The organism is Cedecea neteri, from assembly GCF_000758305.1.
GTDB lineage: Bacteria > Pseudomonadota > Gammaproteobacteria > Enterobacterales > Enterobacteriaceae > Cedecea > Cedecea neteri_C.
Window position 1 is genome coordinate 1 of record NZ_CP009458.1, and the last position, 18,232, is coordinate 18,232.

Annotated in this window: 10 protein-coding genes and 5 pseudogenes; 6 read left to right on the forward strand and 9 right to left on the reverse strand. The window is 56.0% G+C overall.

Going from position 1 to position 18,232, the window contains the following annotated elements; translation table 11 throughout:
* Position 1: 1 nt before the first annotated feature.
* Positions 2-1,332, forward strand: a pseudogene (locus tag LH23_RS24345) (FGGY-family carbohydrate kinase); the annotation flags it as partial.
* A pseudogene (locus LH23_RS00010) lies at positions 1,329-1,926 on the forward strand (SIS domain-containing protein). The pseudogenes LH23_RS24345 and LH23_RS00010, both read left to right, overlap by 4 nt.
* Positions 1,927-1,970: 44 nt before the next feature.
* Here the strand turns inward: LH23_RS00010 and glyA are convergent.
* Positions 1,971-3,225: pseudogene (glyA, locus tag LH23_RS00015) on the reverse strand (serine hydroxymethyltransferase).
* Positions 3,226-3,553: 328 nt separating this feature from the next.
* Here glyA and hmpA point away from each other — a divergent pair.
* Positions 3,554-4,741 (forward strand): annotated as a pseudogene (gene hmpA / locus LH23_RS00020) (NO-inducible flavohemoprotein).
* Between the two features lie 90 nt (positions 4,742-4,831).
* On the opposite strand, the pseudogene glnB reads toward hmpA, so the two are convergent.
* The 5 genes and pseudogenes from glnB to purL form a co-directional block, all read right to left on the reverse strand.
* Positions 4,832-5,169, reverse strand: a pseudogene (gene glnB / locus LH23_RS00025) (nitrogen regulatory protein P-II).
* 66 nt (positions 5,170-5,235) lie between these two features.
* Positions 5,236-6,573 carry a two-component system response regulator GlrR gene (glrR, locus tag LH23_RS00030; RefSeq protein ID WP_039286660.1) on the reverse strand — a complete coding sequence of 446 codons (1,338 nt, stop codon included), beginning with the start codon at positions 6,571-6,573 and terminating at the stop codon, positions 5,236-5,238.
* Complete coding sequence (gene qseG / locus LH23_RS00035; protein WP_039286666.1) at positions 6,570-7,331, reverse strand: two-component system QseEF-associated lipoprotein QseG; 762 nt, start codon at positions 7,329-7,331, stop codon at positions 6,570-6,572. Before qseG ends, glrR begins: the two co-directional genes overlap by 4 nt.
* Positions 7,324-8,760 carry a sensor histidine kinase gene (locus tag LH23_RS00040; RefSeq protein ID WP_039286669.1) on the reverse strand — a complete coding sequence of 479 codons (1,437 nt, stop codon included), beginning with the start codon at positions 8,758-8,760 and terminating at the stop codon, positions 7,324-7,326. Before LH23_RS00040 ends, qseG begins: the two co-directional genes overlap by 8 nt.
* Positions 8,761-9,456: 696 nt before the next feature.
* Positions 9,457-13,344 carry a phosphoribosylformylglycinamidine synthase gene (purL, locus tag LH23_RS00045; RefSeq protein ID WP_039286671.1) on the reverse strand — a complete coding sequence of 1,296 codons (3,888 nt, stop codon included), beginning with the start codon at positions 13,342-13,344 and terminating at the stop codon, positions 9,457-9,459.
* A 248-nt stretch (positions 13,345-13,592) separates the two neighbouring features.
* Between purL and mltF the strand changes: the two genes are divergently transcribed.
* Entirely contained in the window at positions 13,593-15,143 is a 1,551-nt protein-coding gene (mltF, locus tag LH23_RS00050; protein WP_039286675.1) for a membrane-bound lytic murein transglycosylase MltF, read from the forward strand.
* Here the strand turns inward: mltF and tadA are convergent.
* On the reverse strand, positions 15,034-15,504 hold the full coding sequence (gene tadA / locus LH23_RS23165; protein WP_286175196.1) for a tRNA adenosine(34) deaminase TadA: 471 nt from the start codon (positions 15,502-15,504) through the stop codon (positions 15,034-15,036). The genes mltF and tadA overlap by 110 nt on opposite strands.
* 96 nt (positions 15,505-15,600) lie before the next feature.
* Positions 15,601-16,239 carry a phosphatidylglycerophosphatase C gene (yfhb, locus tag LH23_RS00060; protein ID WP_039286681.1) on the reverse strand — a complete coding sequence of 213 codons (639 nt, stop codon included), beginning with the start codon at positions 16,237-16,239 and terminating at the stop codon, positions 15,601-15,603.
* Between the two features lie 207 nt (positions 16,240-16,446).
* On the opposite strand from yfhb, the gene LH23_RS00065 reads away from it, so the two are divergent.
* Positions 16,447-17,295, forward strand: a complete 849-nt coding sequence (locus LH23_RS00065) for a MurR/RpiR family transcriptional regulator (RefSeq protein WP_039286684.1) — start codon at positions 16,447-16,449, stop codon at positions 17,293-17,295.
* On the opposite strand, the gene LH23_RS00070 is transcribed toward LH23_RS00065, so the two are convergent.
* Entirely contained in the window at positions 17,292-17,849 is a 558-nt protein-coding gene (locus LH23_RS00070; protein ID WP_039286687.1) for a recombinase family protein, read from the reverse strand. The genes LH23_RS00065 and LH23_RS00070 overlap by 4 nt on opposite strands.
* 29 nt (positions 17,850-17,878) lie before the next feature.
* Between LH23_RS00070 and LH23_RS23170 the strand changes: the two genes are divergently transcribed.
* A complete protein-coding gene (locus tag LH23_RS23170) occupies positions 17,879-18,232 on the forward strand; it encodes a gp53-like domain-containing protein (RefSeq protein WP_197062500.1) in 354 nt (117 codons plus the stop codon).

Sequence of the window (18,232 nt, forward strand, 5' to 3'; positions counted from 1 at the left end):
CAGCGAACAAAACATCATTGTGTGGATGGATCACCGCGCCATCACCCAGGCCGACAGAATTAACGCCCTGCACCACCGCGTGCTGGACTACGTGGGCGGGATTATTTCCCCGGAAATGCAGACGCCAAAATTGCTGTGGCTTAAACAGCACATGCCGAATACCTGGTCGAACGCGGCTACTATTTTGACCTGCCGGACTTCCTGACCTGGCGCGCCACCGGGGATGATACCCGCTCACTCTGTTCCACCGTTTGTAAATGGACCTACATGGGCCACGAAGACAAATGGGACAGCAGTTATTTCCGCCAGATTGGGCTGGAAGATTTGCTGGAGCACGATGCAGAAAAAATTGGCCGCTATGTGAAAACCATGGGCGAGCCTCTGGGCCACGGCCTGACGCAGCGCGCCGCAAGCGAGATGGGACTGATTGCCGGCACCGCCGTCAGCGTCTCGATTATTGATGCCCATGCCGGCACGCTCGGTACGCTCGGCGCCTGCGGTGTTTCAGGCGAAGTGGCAGATTTTGACCGCGCGTGGCGCTCATCGGCGGCACTTCTACGGGCATATGGCCATTTCAAAAGAAGCGCGCTTTATTAACGGCATTTGGGGGCCTTATTACTCCGCCGTGCTGCCGGGCTACTGGCTAAACGAAGGCGGCCAGTCGGCCACCGGGGCGCTTATCGACCATATTATTCAGTCTCACCCTTGCTATGAGACGCTGCTTGCCCAGGCGAAAACTCAGGGGCAAACCATTTATGAACTGCTGAACGCCCTGCTGCGTAAAATGGCCGGGGAGCCGGAAAACATCGCCTTCCTGACGAAGGATATGCACATCCTGCCCTACTTCCACGGCAACCGTTCCCGCGCGCCAATCCGACGCTAACCGGTGTCATCAGCGGCTGAAGCTTTCCCGCACGCCGGAAGATATGGCGCTGCAGTACCTGGCGACGATTCAGGCTATCGCGCTTGGTACCCGCCATATTATCGAAACCATGAACCACAGCGGCTACACCATCGACACCATCATGGCGAGCGGCGGCGGCACCAAAAACCCAATTTTCGTTCAGGAACACGCCAACGCCACCGGCTGCGCGATGTTGCTGCCGGAAGAGAGCGAGGCGATGCTGCTGGGCAGCGCGATGATGGGCACGGTGGCGGCGGGCGTGTTTGACTCCTTCCCGGAAGCGATGTCGGTCATGAGCCGCATTGGCAAAAACGGTCACACCGCAGACTAACCGCATCAAGCAGTACTACGACCGCAAATACAAAGTGTTCCACGAGATGTACCTCGACCACATGAAATACCGCCAGCTGATGCAGGAGGAAGCATGAGTGCCTCCTGGCAGCAGGCCGTAAACGCATGGGAAACCTGTAGTCGCGAACTTGCAGCTCTGGAACAGCACTTGAGCGAGCCGCAGTGGCTCGCCTTGCTGGCCGAACTGAGAAACTGCAAAGGCAAGATTGGGTCACCGGCGTCGGCACTTCCGGCATCGCCGCGAGGAAAATTGCCCATATGCTGGCCTGCGTCGAACACCCGGCCATTTATCTCAGCGCGACGGACGCGGCGCATGGCGATCTGGCTTTTTACGTGCGGACGATCTGATGATCATGCTTTCCCGGGGTGGGAATTCCGACGAACTGACGCGCCTGTTGCCGGGCATCGCGGCCAGAAACGTCCCGCTCATTAGCGTGACCGAAAACCCGGATTCGGCCATCGCCCAGTCGGCAAGGTTGGTGATTTCTACCGGCGTGAAGCAGGAAATGGATCCGCTGAATATGCTGGCGACCACGTCGATAATCCTGGCGCTGGCGATTTTTGATGCCGCCTGCGCCTGCCTGATGAGCGAGAGCGGTTATTCGAAAGAGACGCTGCTCGCCGTTCATCCCGGTGGGGATGTCGGGCTGACGTTAAGCCAGCAGAAATAAAAAAGGCTCCCGCCTGGGAGCCTTTCAACATTTCAGCTTAACGATTATGCGTAAACCGGGAAGCGGGAACAGATATCCAGCACTTTACCTTTGACGCGCTCGATAACCGCTTCGTCATTGATGTTGTCCAGAACGTCACACATCCAGCCAGCCAGTTCTTTCACTTCCGCTTCTTTAAAGCCACGGCGAGTCACAGCCGGAGAACCGATACGGATACCGGAGGTCACGAACGGGCTCTTCGGATCGTTTGGTACGCTGTTTTTGTTCACGGTGATGTTGGCACGGCCCAGGGCAGCGTCAGCTTCTTTACCGGTCAGGTTTTTATCAACCAGATCCAGCAGGAACAGGTGGTTTTCAGTGCCACCGGAAACCACTTTGTAGCCACGGTTCAGGAACACTTCCACCATCGCTTTGGCGTTTTTAGCAACCTGCTGCTGGTAAACCTTGAACTCAGGCTCCATTGCTTCTTTCAACGCAACGGCTTTAGCCGCGATAACGTGCATCAGCGGGCCGCCCTGCGCGCTTGGGAATACGGCAGAGTTCAGTTTCTTGTAGAGATCTTCGTCGCCGCCCTTCGCCAGGATCAGGCCGCCGCGTGGACCCGCCAGGGTTTTGTGGGTGGTGGTGGTCACAACGTGAGCGTGTGGTACCGGGTTCGGATAAACGTCTGCGGCAATCAGGCCCGCAACGTGCGCCATATCAACGAACAGGTAAGCGCCGATGCTGTCTGCGATTTCGCGCATCTTCGCCCAGTCAACCACGCCGGAGTAGGCAGAGAAGCCGCCGATGATCATCTTCGGCTTGTGCTCTTTAGCCTGCTTCGCCATGTCTTCGTAGTCAATTTTACCGGACTCATCGATACCGTAAGGAATGATGTTGTACAGTTTGCCAGAGAAGTTAACCGGGAACCGTGAGTCAGGTGGCCGCCCTGCGCGCCAGGTTCATGCCCAGCACGGTATCGCCCGGCTGCAGCAGCGCGGTGTATACCGCGAAGTTAGCCTGGGAACCGGAGTGTGGCTGCACGTTCGCATAGTCTGCACCAAACAGCTCTTTCGCACGGTCGATAGCCAGCTGCTCAACGATGTCCACATACTCGCAACCGCCGTAGTAGCGCTTGCCTGGGTAACCTTCAGCATATTTGTTTGTCAGCTGAGAACCCTGAGCCTGCATCACGCGCGGGCTGGTGTAGTTTTCGGAGGCGATCAGTTCAATGTGCTCTTCCTGACGTACTTTCTCTTGCTCCATGGCCTGCCACAGTTCGGCATCGTAATCGGCAATGTTCATTTCACGCTTTAACATTCGCATCTCCTGACTCAGCTAACGGTAAAAATTTTACTGCAATGAGGGGGCCCATTTGGGCGACGGGCAACAGTGTAAACCGAAACCCTTTCGGGTGATAGGGCTTGACAGAGGTTTTTACGCAAACGATTACCCAGGCATGAAATAAGGCTTCCATGCAATAAAGTCTGCCTCTTTTTGCCGGATATTTCTTCATCAGCGCTATGCGTATTTTTCATGTTCTGTGAACTCAGTCGTTAACAACAATAACCCATTTACAACATAAGGCCATTTCTATAAGATGCATTTAAAATGCAATTTATACATTACGCCGTTTATGGAGACCGCCATGCTAGACGCACAAACCATCGCCGTTGTTAAGTCGACCATCCCTCTGCTGGCCGCAACCGGGCCTAAACTTACCGCCCATTTTTATGAGCGCATGTTCAGCCACAACCCGGAGCTGAAGAGATCTTTAACATGAGCAATCAGCGCAACGGTGACCAGCGCGAAGCGCTGTTCAACGCCATTTGCGCGTATGCTTCCAACATCGAAAATCTGGCTGCCCTCTTGCCAGCGGTAGAGAAAATCGCCCAGAAGCACACCACCTTCCAGATCAAGCCAGAGCAATACAACATCGTGGGCAGCCATCTGCTGGCCACGTTAGACGAGCTGTTCAGCCCGGGCAGGAAGTGCTGGACGCCTGGGGAAAAGCCTACGGCGTTCTGGCGCAGGTCTTTATTAACCGCGAGTCAGAAATTTACCAGGATAACGCCGCTAAGCAGGGTGGCTGGGAAGGTACGCGTCCCTTCACTATCGTAGAGAAAAAAGAGCAAAGTTCACTGATCACCAGCTTCGAACTTGTCCCGCTGGACGGCGGCCCGGTGGCGGATTATCAGCCGGGGCAATATCTCGGCGTCTGGCTGAAGCTGTTGGTTTCCCGCATCAGGAAATTCGTCAGTACTCTTTGACCCGCCAGCCGAACGGAAAAAGCTACCGCATTGCCGTGAAGCGTGAAGAGAAAGGTATGGTCTCAAACTGGCTGCATAATCATGCTCAGGCTGGCGATCGGGTGCATCTGGCTTCACCGGCAGGCGACTTCTTTATGGACGTCAACTCCGGCACGCCGGTGACGCTGATTTCCGCAGGCGTCGGCCAGACGCCGATGCTCTCGATGCTGGACACGCTGGCGAACAGCGGCCACCAGGCGCAGGTCAACTGGCTGCACGCCGCCGAACACGGGGATGTACACGCCTTTAGCGAAGAAGTGGCCGAACTTGGCGCGAAGCTGCCGAAATTTGAAAGCCACGTCTGGTACCGTGAACCCTCCGCAGAGGATCGTGCCCTGCCGCGCTTTAATCGCGAAGGACTGATGAATTTGCTGGAAATCGAAGGGAAGTTAAGCGACCCGGCGATGCAGTTCTATCTTTGCGGCCCGATCAACTTTATGCGTTTTGCGGCGGAACAGTTAGTGAAGATTGGCGTGAATAAAGACAGCATTCACTACGAGTGCTTTGGCCCGCACAAGGTGATGTAGTTTAGTACGATTTCCCCTCACCCCAACCCTCTCCCCAAAGGGGCGAGGGAGTAAAGGCAATGTCCGCCTGGGTGAGGGTAAAAACTTAAATCAAATCGCCGCGTCATCTTCTTCGCCGGTACGAATACGCACCACGCGTGCTACATCAAACACGAAAATCTTACCGTCACCAATCTTGCCTGTCTGGGCCGTGCGGATAATGGTGTCCACGCAGGTATCAACGATATCGTCGGTCACCACAATTTCAATTTTTACTTTTGGCAGGAAGTCCACCATGTACTCGCACCGCGGTACAGCTCGGTATGCCCTTTCTGACGGCCAAAGCCTTTCACTTCCGTCACCGTCATGCCGGTAATGCCTACTTCAGCCAGCGCTTCGCGCACATCATCCAGTTTGAAAGGTTTAATAATCGCATCAATTTTTTTCATGGTATTACCGGTGTCCCCGCGCGGCGTTTTGTACTGTTAGTAATCGGTTGCTCACACTACCACAGCCTACTCTTTAAAGTCATTGGCCTCGAGTTCATGCCTGGCCAGTAATTTATAGAATTCGGTTCGGTTACGCCCCGCCATGCGCGCGGCATGGGTGACATTTCCTTTGGTAATTTGCAGCAGCTTACGCAAATAGTTTAGCTCGAACTGGTTACGCGCTTCGACAAATGTCGGCAAGGCGGTGTTTTCGCCTTCCAGCGCCTGCTCCACCAGCGCTTCGCCAATCACCGGGGCTGAGGTCAGCGCCACGCACTGCTCAATCACGTTCACCAGCTGGCGCACGTTGCCTGGCCAGCTTGCGGTCATCAGCCGCTTCATGGCGTCGGTGGAGAAACTCCGAACGAAAGGTTTGTGCCTGTCGGCGGACTGGCGTAACAAATGATTCGCCAGCAGCGGAATATCTTCGGCGCGTTCATGCAGCGCAGGAATTTTCAGGTTCACAACGTTGAGGCGGTAGAAGAGATCTTCACGAAACTCCCCGCGCTCCATGGCTTTCGGCAAGTCCCGGTGCGTGGCGGAGATAATCCGCACGTCAATGTCCAGATCGCGGTTGCTGCCCAGCGGGCGAACTTTCCGCTCCTGCAAAACGCGCAGCAGCTTAACCTGGAGCGGGATTGGCATATCGCCGATTTCATCGAGGAACAGCGTTCCACCTTCCGCCGCCTGGAACAGCCCTTCACGGCTGCTGACCGCGCCGGTAAAGGCCCCGCGAGCGTGACCAAACAGCTCGGATTCCAGCAGTTGCTCAGGCAGCGCGCCACAGTTAATCGCAATAAACGCTTTTTTGCTGCGAGGGCTGGCGTTATGTATTGCCTGAGCCAGAATCTCTTTCCCGGTGCCGCTTTGGCCGTTAATCAACACGCTGACGTCCGACTGCGCCACCATGCGCGCCTGCTCGAGCAAACGCTGCATAATCGGGCTGCGGGTCACAATGGTGTCGCGCCACATATCATCGCCAGCGATGATCGTGTGCTCAAGCGCATTGTTGATGGCCTGATAAAGCGCATCTCTGTCCACCGGCTTGGTGAGGAAGCTGAATACACCCTGCTGGGTTGCCGCCACGGCATCAGGGATAGAGCCGTGCGCAGTCAGAATGATCACCGGCATCCCCGGCTGGCCTTTTTGGATCTCCGCGAACAGCGCCATGCCGTCCATTTCGTCCATTCTGAGATCGCTTATCACCAGATCGATTTTCTCTCGCGCCAGGACTTTCAGTCCCTCAGCCCCGCTTTCAGCCGTGGTGACCGTATACCCCTCGCTCGACAGGCGCATTCCCAGCAGTTTTAACAGGCCGGGATCATCATCCACTAAGAGTAAGCGCGCGGGTTTCCTTTGCGTCATGGTTTTGCCTCCGGCTGCGATTTGTTTGGCGTACCGCTATCGTCGTCGTCGTTATCTTCCGAACTATGTGTGTCAGGCACCAGATTACTTCCCGGCTTGCGGCTGGAAAGCTGACGCTCAATATCAGTCAGATTTTCCAGCTTGCGTGTTGTGAGATCGAGCTGGCCACGCAAGCGCTGCTGCTGTTCCCGCAGCGTATCCAGCTCGCCGTCCGTTGACTGCTGCAGCTTGCTATAGCGCGTGCGCTCATCCGAAAGCTTGAGCTGTGACAACTGCCCGTCACGCCAAATCTCAAACAGGGAACGTACCTGTACAGGCACTTCGCTGGTCATGGTGTCGAGCTGGGTCATGTAACGGCGGCGCTCGGTCGGGGTAATTTTAGCCGTGGACAGCAAAATGCCGCGCTTAAATGTGTCCTGCCAGGTTTCTGCTGGCCACTGGCGAGCTTCTGCACGGGCTTCTGCCGGTGGCAGGCGCTGCGCGCAATCCATACCGCGCAGCCAGTAAAGCGGGTTACTGCTAACGTCATGTCCCGTCAGCGCCCATATTTCGGTGCAGTCCGTGGACAGGTAATCAGGAATTTGTTGTTCCGGGATATGTGGTTTGTGGGCTTCATCCAGGCTGCTGGACACGCTTGATGGTGCGCATCCTGTCAACAATGTCGCACCGGCCAGCGCCCCGGATACCCAGCCAATAAGGCGAGCCAAAGACCCGCGGCGTGGTTCACGCAATAAAAGTACTTTCATCGTTTTAATCATTCTCAGGGAAAACCGGTAATTCGATACGGAAGCATACTTCCGCGCTGTTAGCGTTAATCAGGCTAAGTTTTCCGTGCATACGGCGAATGCAATCCCTGGCGATACTTAACCCCAGGCCACTTCCCTTGACGGAACCCTTCCGCTGGTGGCTGCCCTGGAAGAAAGGCTCAAAAATCATCTCTTGTTCCGTGGCCGGAATCGGCTCGCCTGTGTTCGCGACCTCAATGTAAAGCATCGCACCCACCTGCGAACTCCGGAGGTAAATGGTACCGGATTCACTGCCGTAGTGCACCGCATTGGAGTAGAGATTATCCAGTACGCTCATCAGCAGCGTCGGCTCTGCGAGGCAAGCTTTCGGGCTTAATTGCATCTCGGTATGCATCATTTTAGCCCTTGCCGGGAGGCTGTGGGCAGAGATAACCATTTCCACGATCGGAGCCACCTCGACCCTTTCCAGGGTTACCACGCCGTCTGCCAGCTTGCGGTTATAGTCCAACAGCTGTTCAATCAGCTTTTGCAGGTGGCGACTGCTGTTGTCCAGGATGGCGACGACCTCTTTCTGGTCAGAATTGAGCGGCCCGGCAACCTGGTCAGCAAGCAGTTCCGTCCCCTCTCTCATACTGGCGAGCGGGGTTTTTAACTCATGAGAAAGATGGCGGAGAAACTCGTGGCGCTGGGATTCAAGCCAGGACAGGCGTTCGCTGAGCCAGACAATACGCTGCCCAACGGAGCGCAGTTCGCGTGGCCCTTTAAATACTTCGCTGTTGCCGAGAGAGCGCCCTTCCCCCAGCCGGTTGATCATCCGTTCGATGCCTTTAACCGGGCCGATAATCATGCGGGTGAAGATGATGACCAGCCCCAGGCTGAGCAGAAACAGCACCAGGGCCTGCCAACCGAAGAACTGGCCTCGTTCGGCAATTTCCTGCTGCAGCTGCTGTCCGCGAGAGAACACCACCGTTCGCGTGGCCTGCACCATTTCAGCATTGGTTGAGGCGAACTGCTCAAGTTGATTTGCAGCCGCTGCTTCCGGCCCGCTGTTTTTACATTTCAGTTCAGCCAGATCGCTTAAAGACTGGCTGAGCGATTGGTAGAGTTTCGGATCGGGTAATACGGAGGCGTGGGCTTCAAGCATTTGAGCATAGCGCTGACGCTGCCCCTGATACAGCTGAGCAAGGCGCGAGTCATCAAGCACGCAGTACTGGCGGTAGCTACGCTCCATTTCCAGCGCGACATTGGTCATCGCTTCGCTGCGGCGGGCATCGGTTAGCGTGGTGCGGTTAGTCAACGCGGCCTGAGCGCTCAGGGCGTTAAGACTTTGCCACGCCTGCCACGCAAGCACCAGCAGCGGTACGAGCACCAGTAAAAAGGCCATCATGACAAGCTGGCGCAAAGATCGGGGGAAAAAATGCCACTGGTTCAATAGCTTCATCTCACATTACCTGTATGACACGATGCTAGCCGCGATTGCGCGTGGTGGAAAGGTGCGATTCCCGGAAACAACAAAGGCAGGGTCAAAAACCCTGCCTTTGTTTAGGAATTAGGCGGCGCCTTACTCAACGTTTCGCCCGGAGCATGATAAGCCGCAAGGCATTTATCAAAAAATCGGACGGCAGGCACCTTTTTGTGCGTCATTCGGCGGTTTATGTAGTCTGTCTGAAAAGACGCTGACATAAGAGATTGAATGAGCCACTGAGTCTTATTAAGCAGATATCGTGCCAATATTGCGAGAAACTATTTAATCCATTGTTTTTATTATAGTTAATGACAATAGACAGAAGATATATTATGCGTAATTTTTGTTCTGAGTGTCGCCATTTCACAACACTCTTAAACCATCTCAATCACCCCATTAAAAATCAATGAGTTAAATGTCTCTTTTTGGCGACACATTAAAAACAAGAGTGTCGGGGTTTAGTGACAAAAAAAGCCCCTCACCCTGGCCCTCTCCCCAAAGGGGAGAGGGAACTGGATCGGAGCCTGTCTGGTATTTCCTACCCTATGAAAGCAAGGAACTGGATCGGAGCCTGTCTGCTATTTCCTACCCTATGAAAGCAAGGGATTGGATCGGAGCCTTTCCCCTATTTTCCCCCTCTCCCTTTTAGGGAGAGGGTCGGGGTGAGGGTAATCAGCCCAGTTGCTTACGCGCGTTACGGAAAATACGCATCCACGGGCTGTCTTCGCCCCACTCTGCCGGGTGCCAGGAATTACTCACGGTGCGGAACACGCGCTCAGGGTGCGGCATCATGATGGTGACGCGCCCGCTTTCGTTGCTCACCGCAGTGATCCCGTTCGGTGAACCGTTCGGGTTAGCCGGGTAGGTTTCGGTCACGTTCGCGAAGTTATCCACGAAGCGCAGCGCCACCAGCCCTTTGCTTTCAAGCGCGGCGAGATGAGCGGCATCACGCACTTCCACACGACCTTCGCCGTGAGAAACCGCGATAGGCATATGGGAACCGGCCATGCCCTGCAGCAGCAGCGACGGGCTGGAGGTCACCTCAACCAGGCTGAAGCGCGCTTCAAAGCGATCGGACTGGTTACGCACGAAGCGCGGCCACAAATCACTGCCTGGGATCAGCTCACGCAGGTTAGACATCATCTGGCAGCCGTTACAAACGCCAAGCGCCAGGGTTTCCGGGCGATGGAAGAAAGTTTCAAACTCATCGCGCACGCGAGCGTTGAACAGAATGGACTTCGCCCAGCCCTCACCCGCGCCCAGCACGTCACCATAAGAGAAGCCGCCGCACGCCACCAGCGTGTGGAAGCTTTCCAGCCCGGTACGGCCCGCCAGCAGGTCGCTCATATGCACGTCGATGGCGTCAAAGCCCGCACGGTGGAAGGCAGCCGCCATCTCAACGTGGGAGTTAACGCCCTGCTCACGCAGGATGGCCACTTTAGGACGCGCGCCCGTCGCGATAAACGGCGCCGCAATATCTTCTTTGATATCGAAGCTCAGCTTCACGTTCAGGCCAGGATCGTTATCGTTCGCCTTGGCGTTGTGCTCTTCATCCGCGCAGTCTGGATTGTCGCGCAGGCGCTGCATCTGCCAGGTGGTTTCTGCCCACCACATACGCAGCGTGGTGCGGCTTTCGCTGAACACCGCGTGTCCGTCAGCGCTAATGGTGAAGCGGTCACCTTCGACAGCTTTACCGAGGTAATGCACGCAGTCTGCCAGGCCGTGCTTAGCCAGCAGCGCCTCAACGGCCTCGCGATCTTCCGCGCGAACCTGGATCACGCCGCCCAGCTCTTCGTTAAACAATGCGGCCAGGCGATCGTTGCCGAGACCGGCAATATCAACCTCAACGCCGCAGTGGCCGGTAAAGGCCATTTCAGCCAGGGTCACCAGCAGCCCGCCGTCGGAGCGGTCGTGCCAGGCCAGCAGTTTGCGATCCGCCACCAGCGCCTGCATCGCGTCCCAGAAGCCTTTCAACTGCTCAACGCTGCGAACATCCGCAGGCTTGTCGCCCAGCTGGCGGTATACCTGAGACAGAGCGGTCGCGCCCAGCGCATTATGGCCTTTACCTAAATCGATCAGCAGCAGGGCGTTGTCTTCGGTGCTCAGCTGCGGCGTCACGGTGCCACGCACGTCTTCCACGCGGGCAAACGCAGTGATCACCAGCGACAGCGGAGAAGTCATCTCGCGCTGCTCGTTACCTTCCTGCCAGCGGGTTTTCATCGACATAGAGTCTTTGCCCACCGGAATGGTGATCCCCAGCGCCGGGCAAAGCTCTTCGCCCACGGCTTTAACCGCTTCATACAGACCGGCGTCTTCGCCAGGATGACCGGCTGCGGCCATCCAGTTTGCGGACAGCTTAATGCGCTTCAGCGAGCCAATTTGGGTCGCGGCGATGTTGGTTAAGGCTTCGCCCACGGCCAGACGGCCGGATGCCGCGAAGTCCAACAACGCTACTGGCGCACGTTCACCGATAGACATCGCTTCACCGTAGTAGCTGTCCAGGCTGGCGGTAGTCACCGCGCAGTTGGCGACAGGGATTTGCCACGGGCCAACCATCTGATCGCGGGACACCATACCGGTTACCGTGCGGTCGCCGATGGTCACGAGGAAGGTTTTTTCAGCCACTGTTGGCAAGTGCAGAACGCGTTTCACCGCATCGGCAATAGAAATTTCGCTGCTGTTGAAGGCATCGCCTTTGGCTTTCAGCGTCTCGACGTTGCGCTCCATCTTCGGCGTTTTGCCCAGCAGCACGTCCAGCGGCATGTCGATAGGCTGGTTATCAAAGTGGCTGTCGTTGAGCGTCAGGTGCTGTTCGGTGGTAGCTTCACCGATCACCGCATACGGCGCGCGCTCGCGGCGGCAAAGTTCATCAAACAGCGGCAGCTGCTCTGGCGCAACGGCCAGTACATAGCGCTCCTGAGATTCGTTACACCAGACTTCGAGCGGGCTCATACCCGGTTCGTCGTTAAGAATATCGCGCAGCTCGAAGCGGCCACCACGTCCACCGTCGCTGACCAGCTCAGGCATGGCGTTGGACAGGCCACCCGCGCCAACGTCGTGGATAAACAGGATTGGGTTGTCGTCGCCCATCTGCCAGCAGCGGTCGATCACTTCCTGGCAGCGGCGTTCCATTTCCGGGTTGTCGCGCTGCACGGAAGCAAAATCTAAATCCGCATCGGACTGGCCGGAAGCCATCGACGAAGCCGCCCCGCCGCCCAGGCCAATGTTCATTGCCGGGCCGCCCAGCACAATCAGCTTGGCGCCAGGGGTGATTTCGCCCTTCTGGACGTGGTCGGCACGGATGTTGCCGATCCCGCCCGCGAGCATGATAGGTTTGTGGTAGCCGCGCAGCTCCACGCCATTGTGGCTGTTCACCTGCTCTTCGTAAGTACGGAAGTAGCCGGTCAGCGCTGGACGGCCAAATTCGTTGTTAAACGCCGCCCCGCCCAGAGGGCCTTCGGTCATGATATCCAGCGCGGTAACGATGCGGTCTGGCTTACCGAAATCCTGCTCCCACGGCTGTTCGAAGCCCGGAATACGCAGGTTAGACACGGAGAAGCCCACCAGGCCCGCTTTTGGCTTGGCACCGCGTCCGGTCGCGCCTTCGTCGCGAATTTCACCGCCGGAGCCGGTTGCCGCGCCAGGCCACGGAGAGATGGCCGTCGGGTGGTTGTGGGTTTCAACCTTCATCAGGATATGCGCGTCTTCCTGGTGGAAGTCATAGCGCCCCGCTTCACGATCGGCGAAGAAGCGGCCGACGGCGGAACCTTCCATCACCGCGGCGTTGTCTTTATAGGCAGACAGCACGTAATCCGGCGTTTTCTCGAAGGTATTTTTGATCATTTTGAACAGCGATTTTGGCTGTTTCTGCCCGTCAATAATCCAGTCGGCGTTAAAGATCTTATGGCGGCAGTGCTCGGAGTTCGCCTGAGCAAACATGTACAGTTCGATGTCGTTCGGGTTACGACCAAGCTTGTTGAACGCATCCTGCAGGTAGTCGATTTCGTCTTCCGCCAGCGCCAGGCCAAGGCGAATGTTCGCTTCTACCAGCGCATCGCGCCCTTTCCCGAGCAGATCAACGCTCTGCACCGGAGCCGGTTGCTGCTGGGTAAACAGCTGCTGCGCATCGTTCAGAGAGGTAAACACGCTCTCCATCATGCGGTCGTGCAGCAGGGCTGCCACGTCCTGCAACTGCTCAGCAGTCAGCGTACTGCCGGAAACGTACCAGGCCACGCCGCGCTCAAGGCGCTTAATCTGCGGCAGGTCACAGTTGTGGGCGATATCGGTAGCTTTAGAAGACCAGGGGGAGATGGTGCCAGGGCGCGGGGTCACTAACAGCAGGGAGCCTTCCGGCGCATGCTCTGCGAGGGTTGGACCATACTTCAACAGCCGCTGCAGGCGGGCAAGCTCGTCGGCGTTCAGCGGTGCCTCGAGGTCGGCAAAATGAACATACTCGGCATAAATATCGCTTACCGGGAGGTTAGCATCGTTGAAACGGGCCAGGAGTTTGTTAATACGAAATGCCGAAAGAGCAGGCGAACCACGCAGAATTTCCATCATTAAAGATCTCTCGTCTTCAGGGCGAAGGGGGGAAAACGGGCGTCATTATAGAGAATCCTCCGCCGCGACGAAACCGTTTGCGTAGAAATAACAGCAGAAGTTTTTATTGCACGAAAAGTAAACGATATATTCTTAAAAGTTGCTTACTGGCGTTTTCTTACGCAAAATGCGCCTCATTCACTGACGGGGTTCAGACAAATCATGGTTATTGTTGGCTAAGGCTCATCCTGCTGCAGAATGTTATCTATTTGAAAAGAATAAAGATTAATTATCTGCTTATCGGTATCGTCACCTTGTTGCTGGCAGTGGCTTTATGGCCCTCCATTCCAGGTTTCAATCAAGCCGAAAACCGTATCGCCGCGATCAAAGCGCGGGGGGTTTTGCGCGTCAGTACCATTTCATCGCCGCTCACCTGGACGATGATTAACGGCAAGGCAACGGGTCTCGATTACGAGCTCGCGAAACAGTTTGCAGACTACCTGGGCGTAAAGCTATTAGTGGTCGTGCGGCCAAACATTAATGCACTGTTTGATGACCTGGATAATGACAACGCCGACCTGCTCGCCGCAGGCCTGGTGTACAACTCTCGCCGCAGCAGCGATTACCAAGCGGGACCAACCTATTATTCAGTTTCACAGCAGATGGTCTACCGCGTGGGTAGCCCGCGCCCTAAATCTCTCGGCGGCGTCAAACCTTCACAACTGGTGCTCTCTTCCGGCCAGGCCGTGGTGAGCGATCTGCAAAAGTTAAAAGAGAGTCAGTACCCCGACCTGAGCTGGAGCATCGACGCCAAACAAACCAGCAACCAGCTCTTACAGCAGGTGGTGGATGGCAATATCGCATTTACCGTCTCGGACTCCATCGCCATCAGCCTTTTCCAGCGCGTACATCCTCAACTGGCCGTTGCTCTGGACGTCACCGATGAACAGCCGGTGACCTGGTTCTCCAAACGCGATGGCGACGACAGCATGAGCGCCGCGCTGCTCGATTTCTATAATCAGATCAGCAGTGACGGGACGCTGGCAAGGGTTGAGGAAAAATACCTGGGGCATATCGGCGATTTTGATTACGTCGATACCCGAACCTTCCTGAATGCGGTGGATGCCGTTTTGCCGGAACTCCAGCCACTGTTTGAAAAGTACTCCGATGACATTGACTGGCCGCTGCTGGCCGCGATTTCCTATCAGGAATCCCACTGGGATACCCACGCGACTTCGCCGACGGGCGTGCGCGGGTTAATGATGCTGACAAAAAATACGGCCCAAAGCCTCGGCATCACCGACAGGCTGGACGCCGAACAGAGCATCAGCGGCGGCAGCCGGTATCTGAAAGATATGATGAGCAAAGTACCGGCCACGGTACCGGAATACGAGCGCATCTGGTTCGCGCTGGCGGCCTATAACATGGGCTATGCCCACATGCTGGATGCCCGCCAGCTGACGGCCAAACAGAAAGGCAACCCGGACAGCTGGGCCGATGTGAAAACACGTCTGCCGTTGCTGAGCCTGAAGCCTTATTACAGCAAAACAACCTATGGATATGCTCGTGGACACGAGGCTTACGCGTACGTGGAGAACATTCGCAAGTATCAGCTAAGTCTGGAAGGGTATTTGCAGGAGAAACAGAAGAAGGCGCTCCAGGCAGACAAGTTTGCCGAGGCTTACCCTGCGGTTGCCCCGGTTGAACTGGCTAGTCCGTCTTACGGGCCTTTTCCTTTAGGGCCTTTTTCTCCAGGCGACGAGCGCGAAAAAAATCGCTCAGCATGGCTGAGCACTCTGTCGCGAGCACCCCTTCACTGACCTGCACCTGATGGTTCATGCCGGGGTGGCCGAGCACGTCCATCAGCGAGCCTATCGCCCCGGTTTTAGCGTCACGCGCCCCAAACACTAAATGGCCAATGCGGCTATGCACCATCGCGCCTGCGCACATGACGCAGGGTTCAAGCGTGACGTAGAGCGTGGTATCCAACAGACGGTAATTTTGCAGTACCAGCCCGCCCTGGCGCAGCGCCATGATCTCCGCGTGCGCCGTAGGATCGTGGCGACCTATCGGGCGATTCCAGCCTTCACCTATGACCTGATTATTGTGTACCAGCACCGCACCGACGGGCACTTCCCCTTCATCCCAGGCTCGCTGAGCGAGGGTCAGAGCGTGGCGCATCCAGTGTTCATGGGTAAATTCTGTGTCTGACACAATGCTCTCCGCGGCAAAAGTGGGCGGCGCATTATACACACCGCTTAACGGATTCAAAACGCCTCACTCGAGCTGCTGCAGCTCTCCCTGAGGCGTGACGCGCCAGCGGTGCTCGCAGAAATACAGCAAGGGATTATCCTGATGGCTGTCGCTATAGCCGCTGTAGAGCCGCAGCGGCGCGCCGAGATGCTGCTCCAGCTGAACCACTTTTTCATGACCGAGACAGCGCAGGGTCAGGATCCACCCGCCGTGAGCCCGTGCAATCTGGCTGGCAATCACCTTCACTTCCGGCAACCACGGAGTATCAAAGTAGACTTTCTCCACCAGCGGCTGCGGCGAGCCGGTAATCAGCCAGACGTCAGCATCCGGGCTGTGCAGGTAATCCGTGAGGCGCTGCTGGACGACGGGGAATGCCCTCACCTTCTGCCGAAACCAGGCGACAAATTCGCTTTGCAGCCGCTGAAGCCGGGTCTCGCTGCGCCCAAACGTAATGCCCCATAACAGCAGGCTCATTGGCTGACGGGCTGCGCTCCCTTTGATCAGCATCATGCCGCCAATCAACGGCAGCAAGATAATAACCAACGGCACGTTAAGCGGCAGGCGGCGCAGGAGATAAAACAGGAAGCTGCCGAACATGTCCTGCTGATGCAAGGTGCCATCCAGGTCAAAAAAGATGACGCGGCGCGGGTGATGAGGTGTCAATTCAGGCTCCTTTAGGACTCGCGTTCACAAAACGACGCAAACTAAAGCCTAACAGATAGCCTCGTGGTTTTCCGCGCGCCTTCCTGGCTGGCAGGTTGAACACAACAGAATATTTAATTCGGCAACATTGCTCTATAATGGAATTTATAATTCGCTCAGATGCTTACCAGAGTAAGTCGTTATCAGAAGTGCCGCCCCGGAGGTGAAATGAACTGTTTACTGCGCATTCGAAGCCGTTACGCCATGCTTGCCCAGAGTGACCGCAAGCTGGCCGACTTTTTGCTCGCTGAGCCCGAACGCGCACGCCATCTCAGTTCACAACAGCTGGCGGAAGAAGCCGGGGTCAGCCAGTCCAGCGTCGTCAAATTCGCGCAGAAACTGGGGTTCAAGGGCTTTCCTGCGATGAAACTGGCCATCAGTGAAGCGCTGGCGAGCGGCCAGAATCCTAACTCCGTCCCGGTTCACAACCAAATTTTAGGTGACGATCCGCTGAGGCTTGTTGGGGAAAAATTGATCAAAGAGAATATCGCGGCGATGCACGCCACGCTGGATATTAATGCGGAAGAGAAATTGCTGGCGAGCGTTTCGCTGCTGCGCAATGCGCGGCGCGTGCTGCTGGTTGGAATAGGCGCATCAGGCCTGGTAGCGAAGAATTTTTCGTGGAAGTTAATGAAGATTGGTATTCACGCCGTCGCCGAGCAGGATATGCATGCCCTGCTGGCAACCGTGCAGGCGATGACGCCGGAAGACGTGCTGCTAGCCATTTCTTATTCGGGCGAGCGCCGTGAGATCAATCTGGCAGCCGATGAAGCGTTGAACGCCGGGGCGAAAATCCTCGCCATTACCGGTTTTACGCCCAACGCCCTACAGCAGCGCGCCAGTCTGTGCCTGTATACCATCGCGGAAGAACAGGCCACGCGCAGCGCCGCTATCTCCTCTACCAGCGCCCAAATGATGCTCACCGACCTGCTGTTTATGGCCCTGGTGCAACAGGACCTGGAAAACGCGCCGGAGCGGATCCGCCAGAGCGAGGCGCTGGTGAAGAAGCTTGTTTAGGGTTTCGCATTTGCCGGAAATTTTTTATACAGCGTAGAGACGCCGACATCATAAATAATTGCCACCTGCTGCCTTGTTTCTCCGGCCGCAATTAACCTCCCGGCCTGCGCCCATTGCTTTGCCGACAGTTTAGGCCGCCGCCCGCCAATTCGCCCTTCCGCTCTGGCCGCGGCCAGTCCAGCCCGGGTTCTTTCGACGATAAGCTCGCGCTCCATCTCGGCTAACGCGCCCATCACGTGAAAGAAAAATCGCCCCATTGGCGTAGAGGTATCAATGCTGTCCGTTAGGCTGCGGAAGTTAATCCCGCGCGAACGCAGTTCCTCAATAAGCGAAACAAGGTGGCGCATGCTGCGCCCCAGCCTGTCCAGCTTCCAGACGACCAACGTGTCGCCTTCGCTGAGCGTCCTGAGCACTTTTTTTAACCCTGGCCTGTCCGCCGTTTTACCGCTGATTTTATCCTCAAAAATCAGCTCACATCCTGCACACTCCAGCGCATTTTTCTGTAGCGCGGTGTTTTGGTCATTTGTTGACACCCTGACGTAGCCTACCAGCATGACGTTTTGCCTCATAAAAGGCTGGAAGCATGCCACGGCGCGGCAGGATGTGCATTTTCTTAAAGGTTGGTTTGGGGGATGGGTCTGCGAGTTTGTCTACCAATGGATGGCAGAAGCTTTCTTCCGGGCTTATTTTACAGTGGGGATACAATGTAGTTGCTAATGGTGTAGTCAGTGTAACTTTCCCTATTCCATTTCCAACTTCTTTCTTTTGTATATCAGGTAATCATGGATTTCTAAATACGACAGCTGGCCCAGCGATTGTAGTAAAAACAAGCGCAGGGATGGACCGAAATAAAGTTACACTGTTAGTAACCAACAGCTTTGCAACGATTAATACTGTTGATGGTTGGGGATGCTTCTGGATTGCTCTGGGGTGCTAA

What these genes read in the sequence shown, in the direction of transcription:
- glrR (WP_039286660.1), bottom strand. Translation starts at nt 6,573, where the DNA reads ATGACGCAAAGGAAACCCGCGCGCTTACTCTTAGTGGATGATGATCCC.
- qseG (WP_039286666.1), bottom strand. Translation starts at nt 7,331, where the DNA reads ATGATTAAAACGATGAAAGTACTTTTATTGCGTGAACCACGCCGCGGG.
- LH23_RS00040 (WP_039286669.1), bottom strand. Translation starts at nt 8,760, where the DNA reads ATGAAGCTATTGAACCAGTGGCATTTTTTCCCCCGATCTTTGCGCCAG.
- purL (WP_039286671.1), bottom strand. Translation starts at nt 13,344, where the DNA reads ATGATGGAAATTCTGCGTGGTTCGCCTGCTCTTTCGGCATTTCGTATT.
- tadA (WP_286175196.1), bottom strand. Translation starts at nt 15,504, where the DNA reads ATGCGCCACGCTCTGACCCTCGCTCAGCGAGCCTGGGATGAAGGGGAA.
- LH23_RS00065 (WP_039286684.1), top strand. Translation starts at nt 16,447, where the DNA reads ATGAACTGTTTACTGCGCATTCGAAGCCGTTACGCCATGCTTGCCCAG.
- LH23_RS00070 (WP_039286687.1), bottom strand. Translation starts at nt 17,849, where the DNA reads ATGCTGGTAGGCTACGTCAGGGTGTCAACAAATGACCAAAACACCGCG.
- LH23_RS23170 (WP_197062500.1), top strand. Translation starts at nt 17,879, where the DNA reads ATGCCACGGCGCGGCAGGATGTGCATTTTCTTAAAGGTTGGTTTGGGG.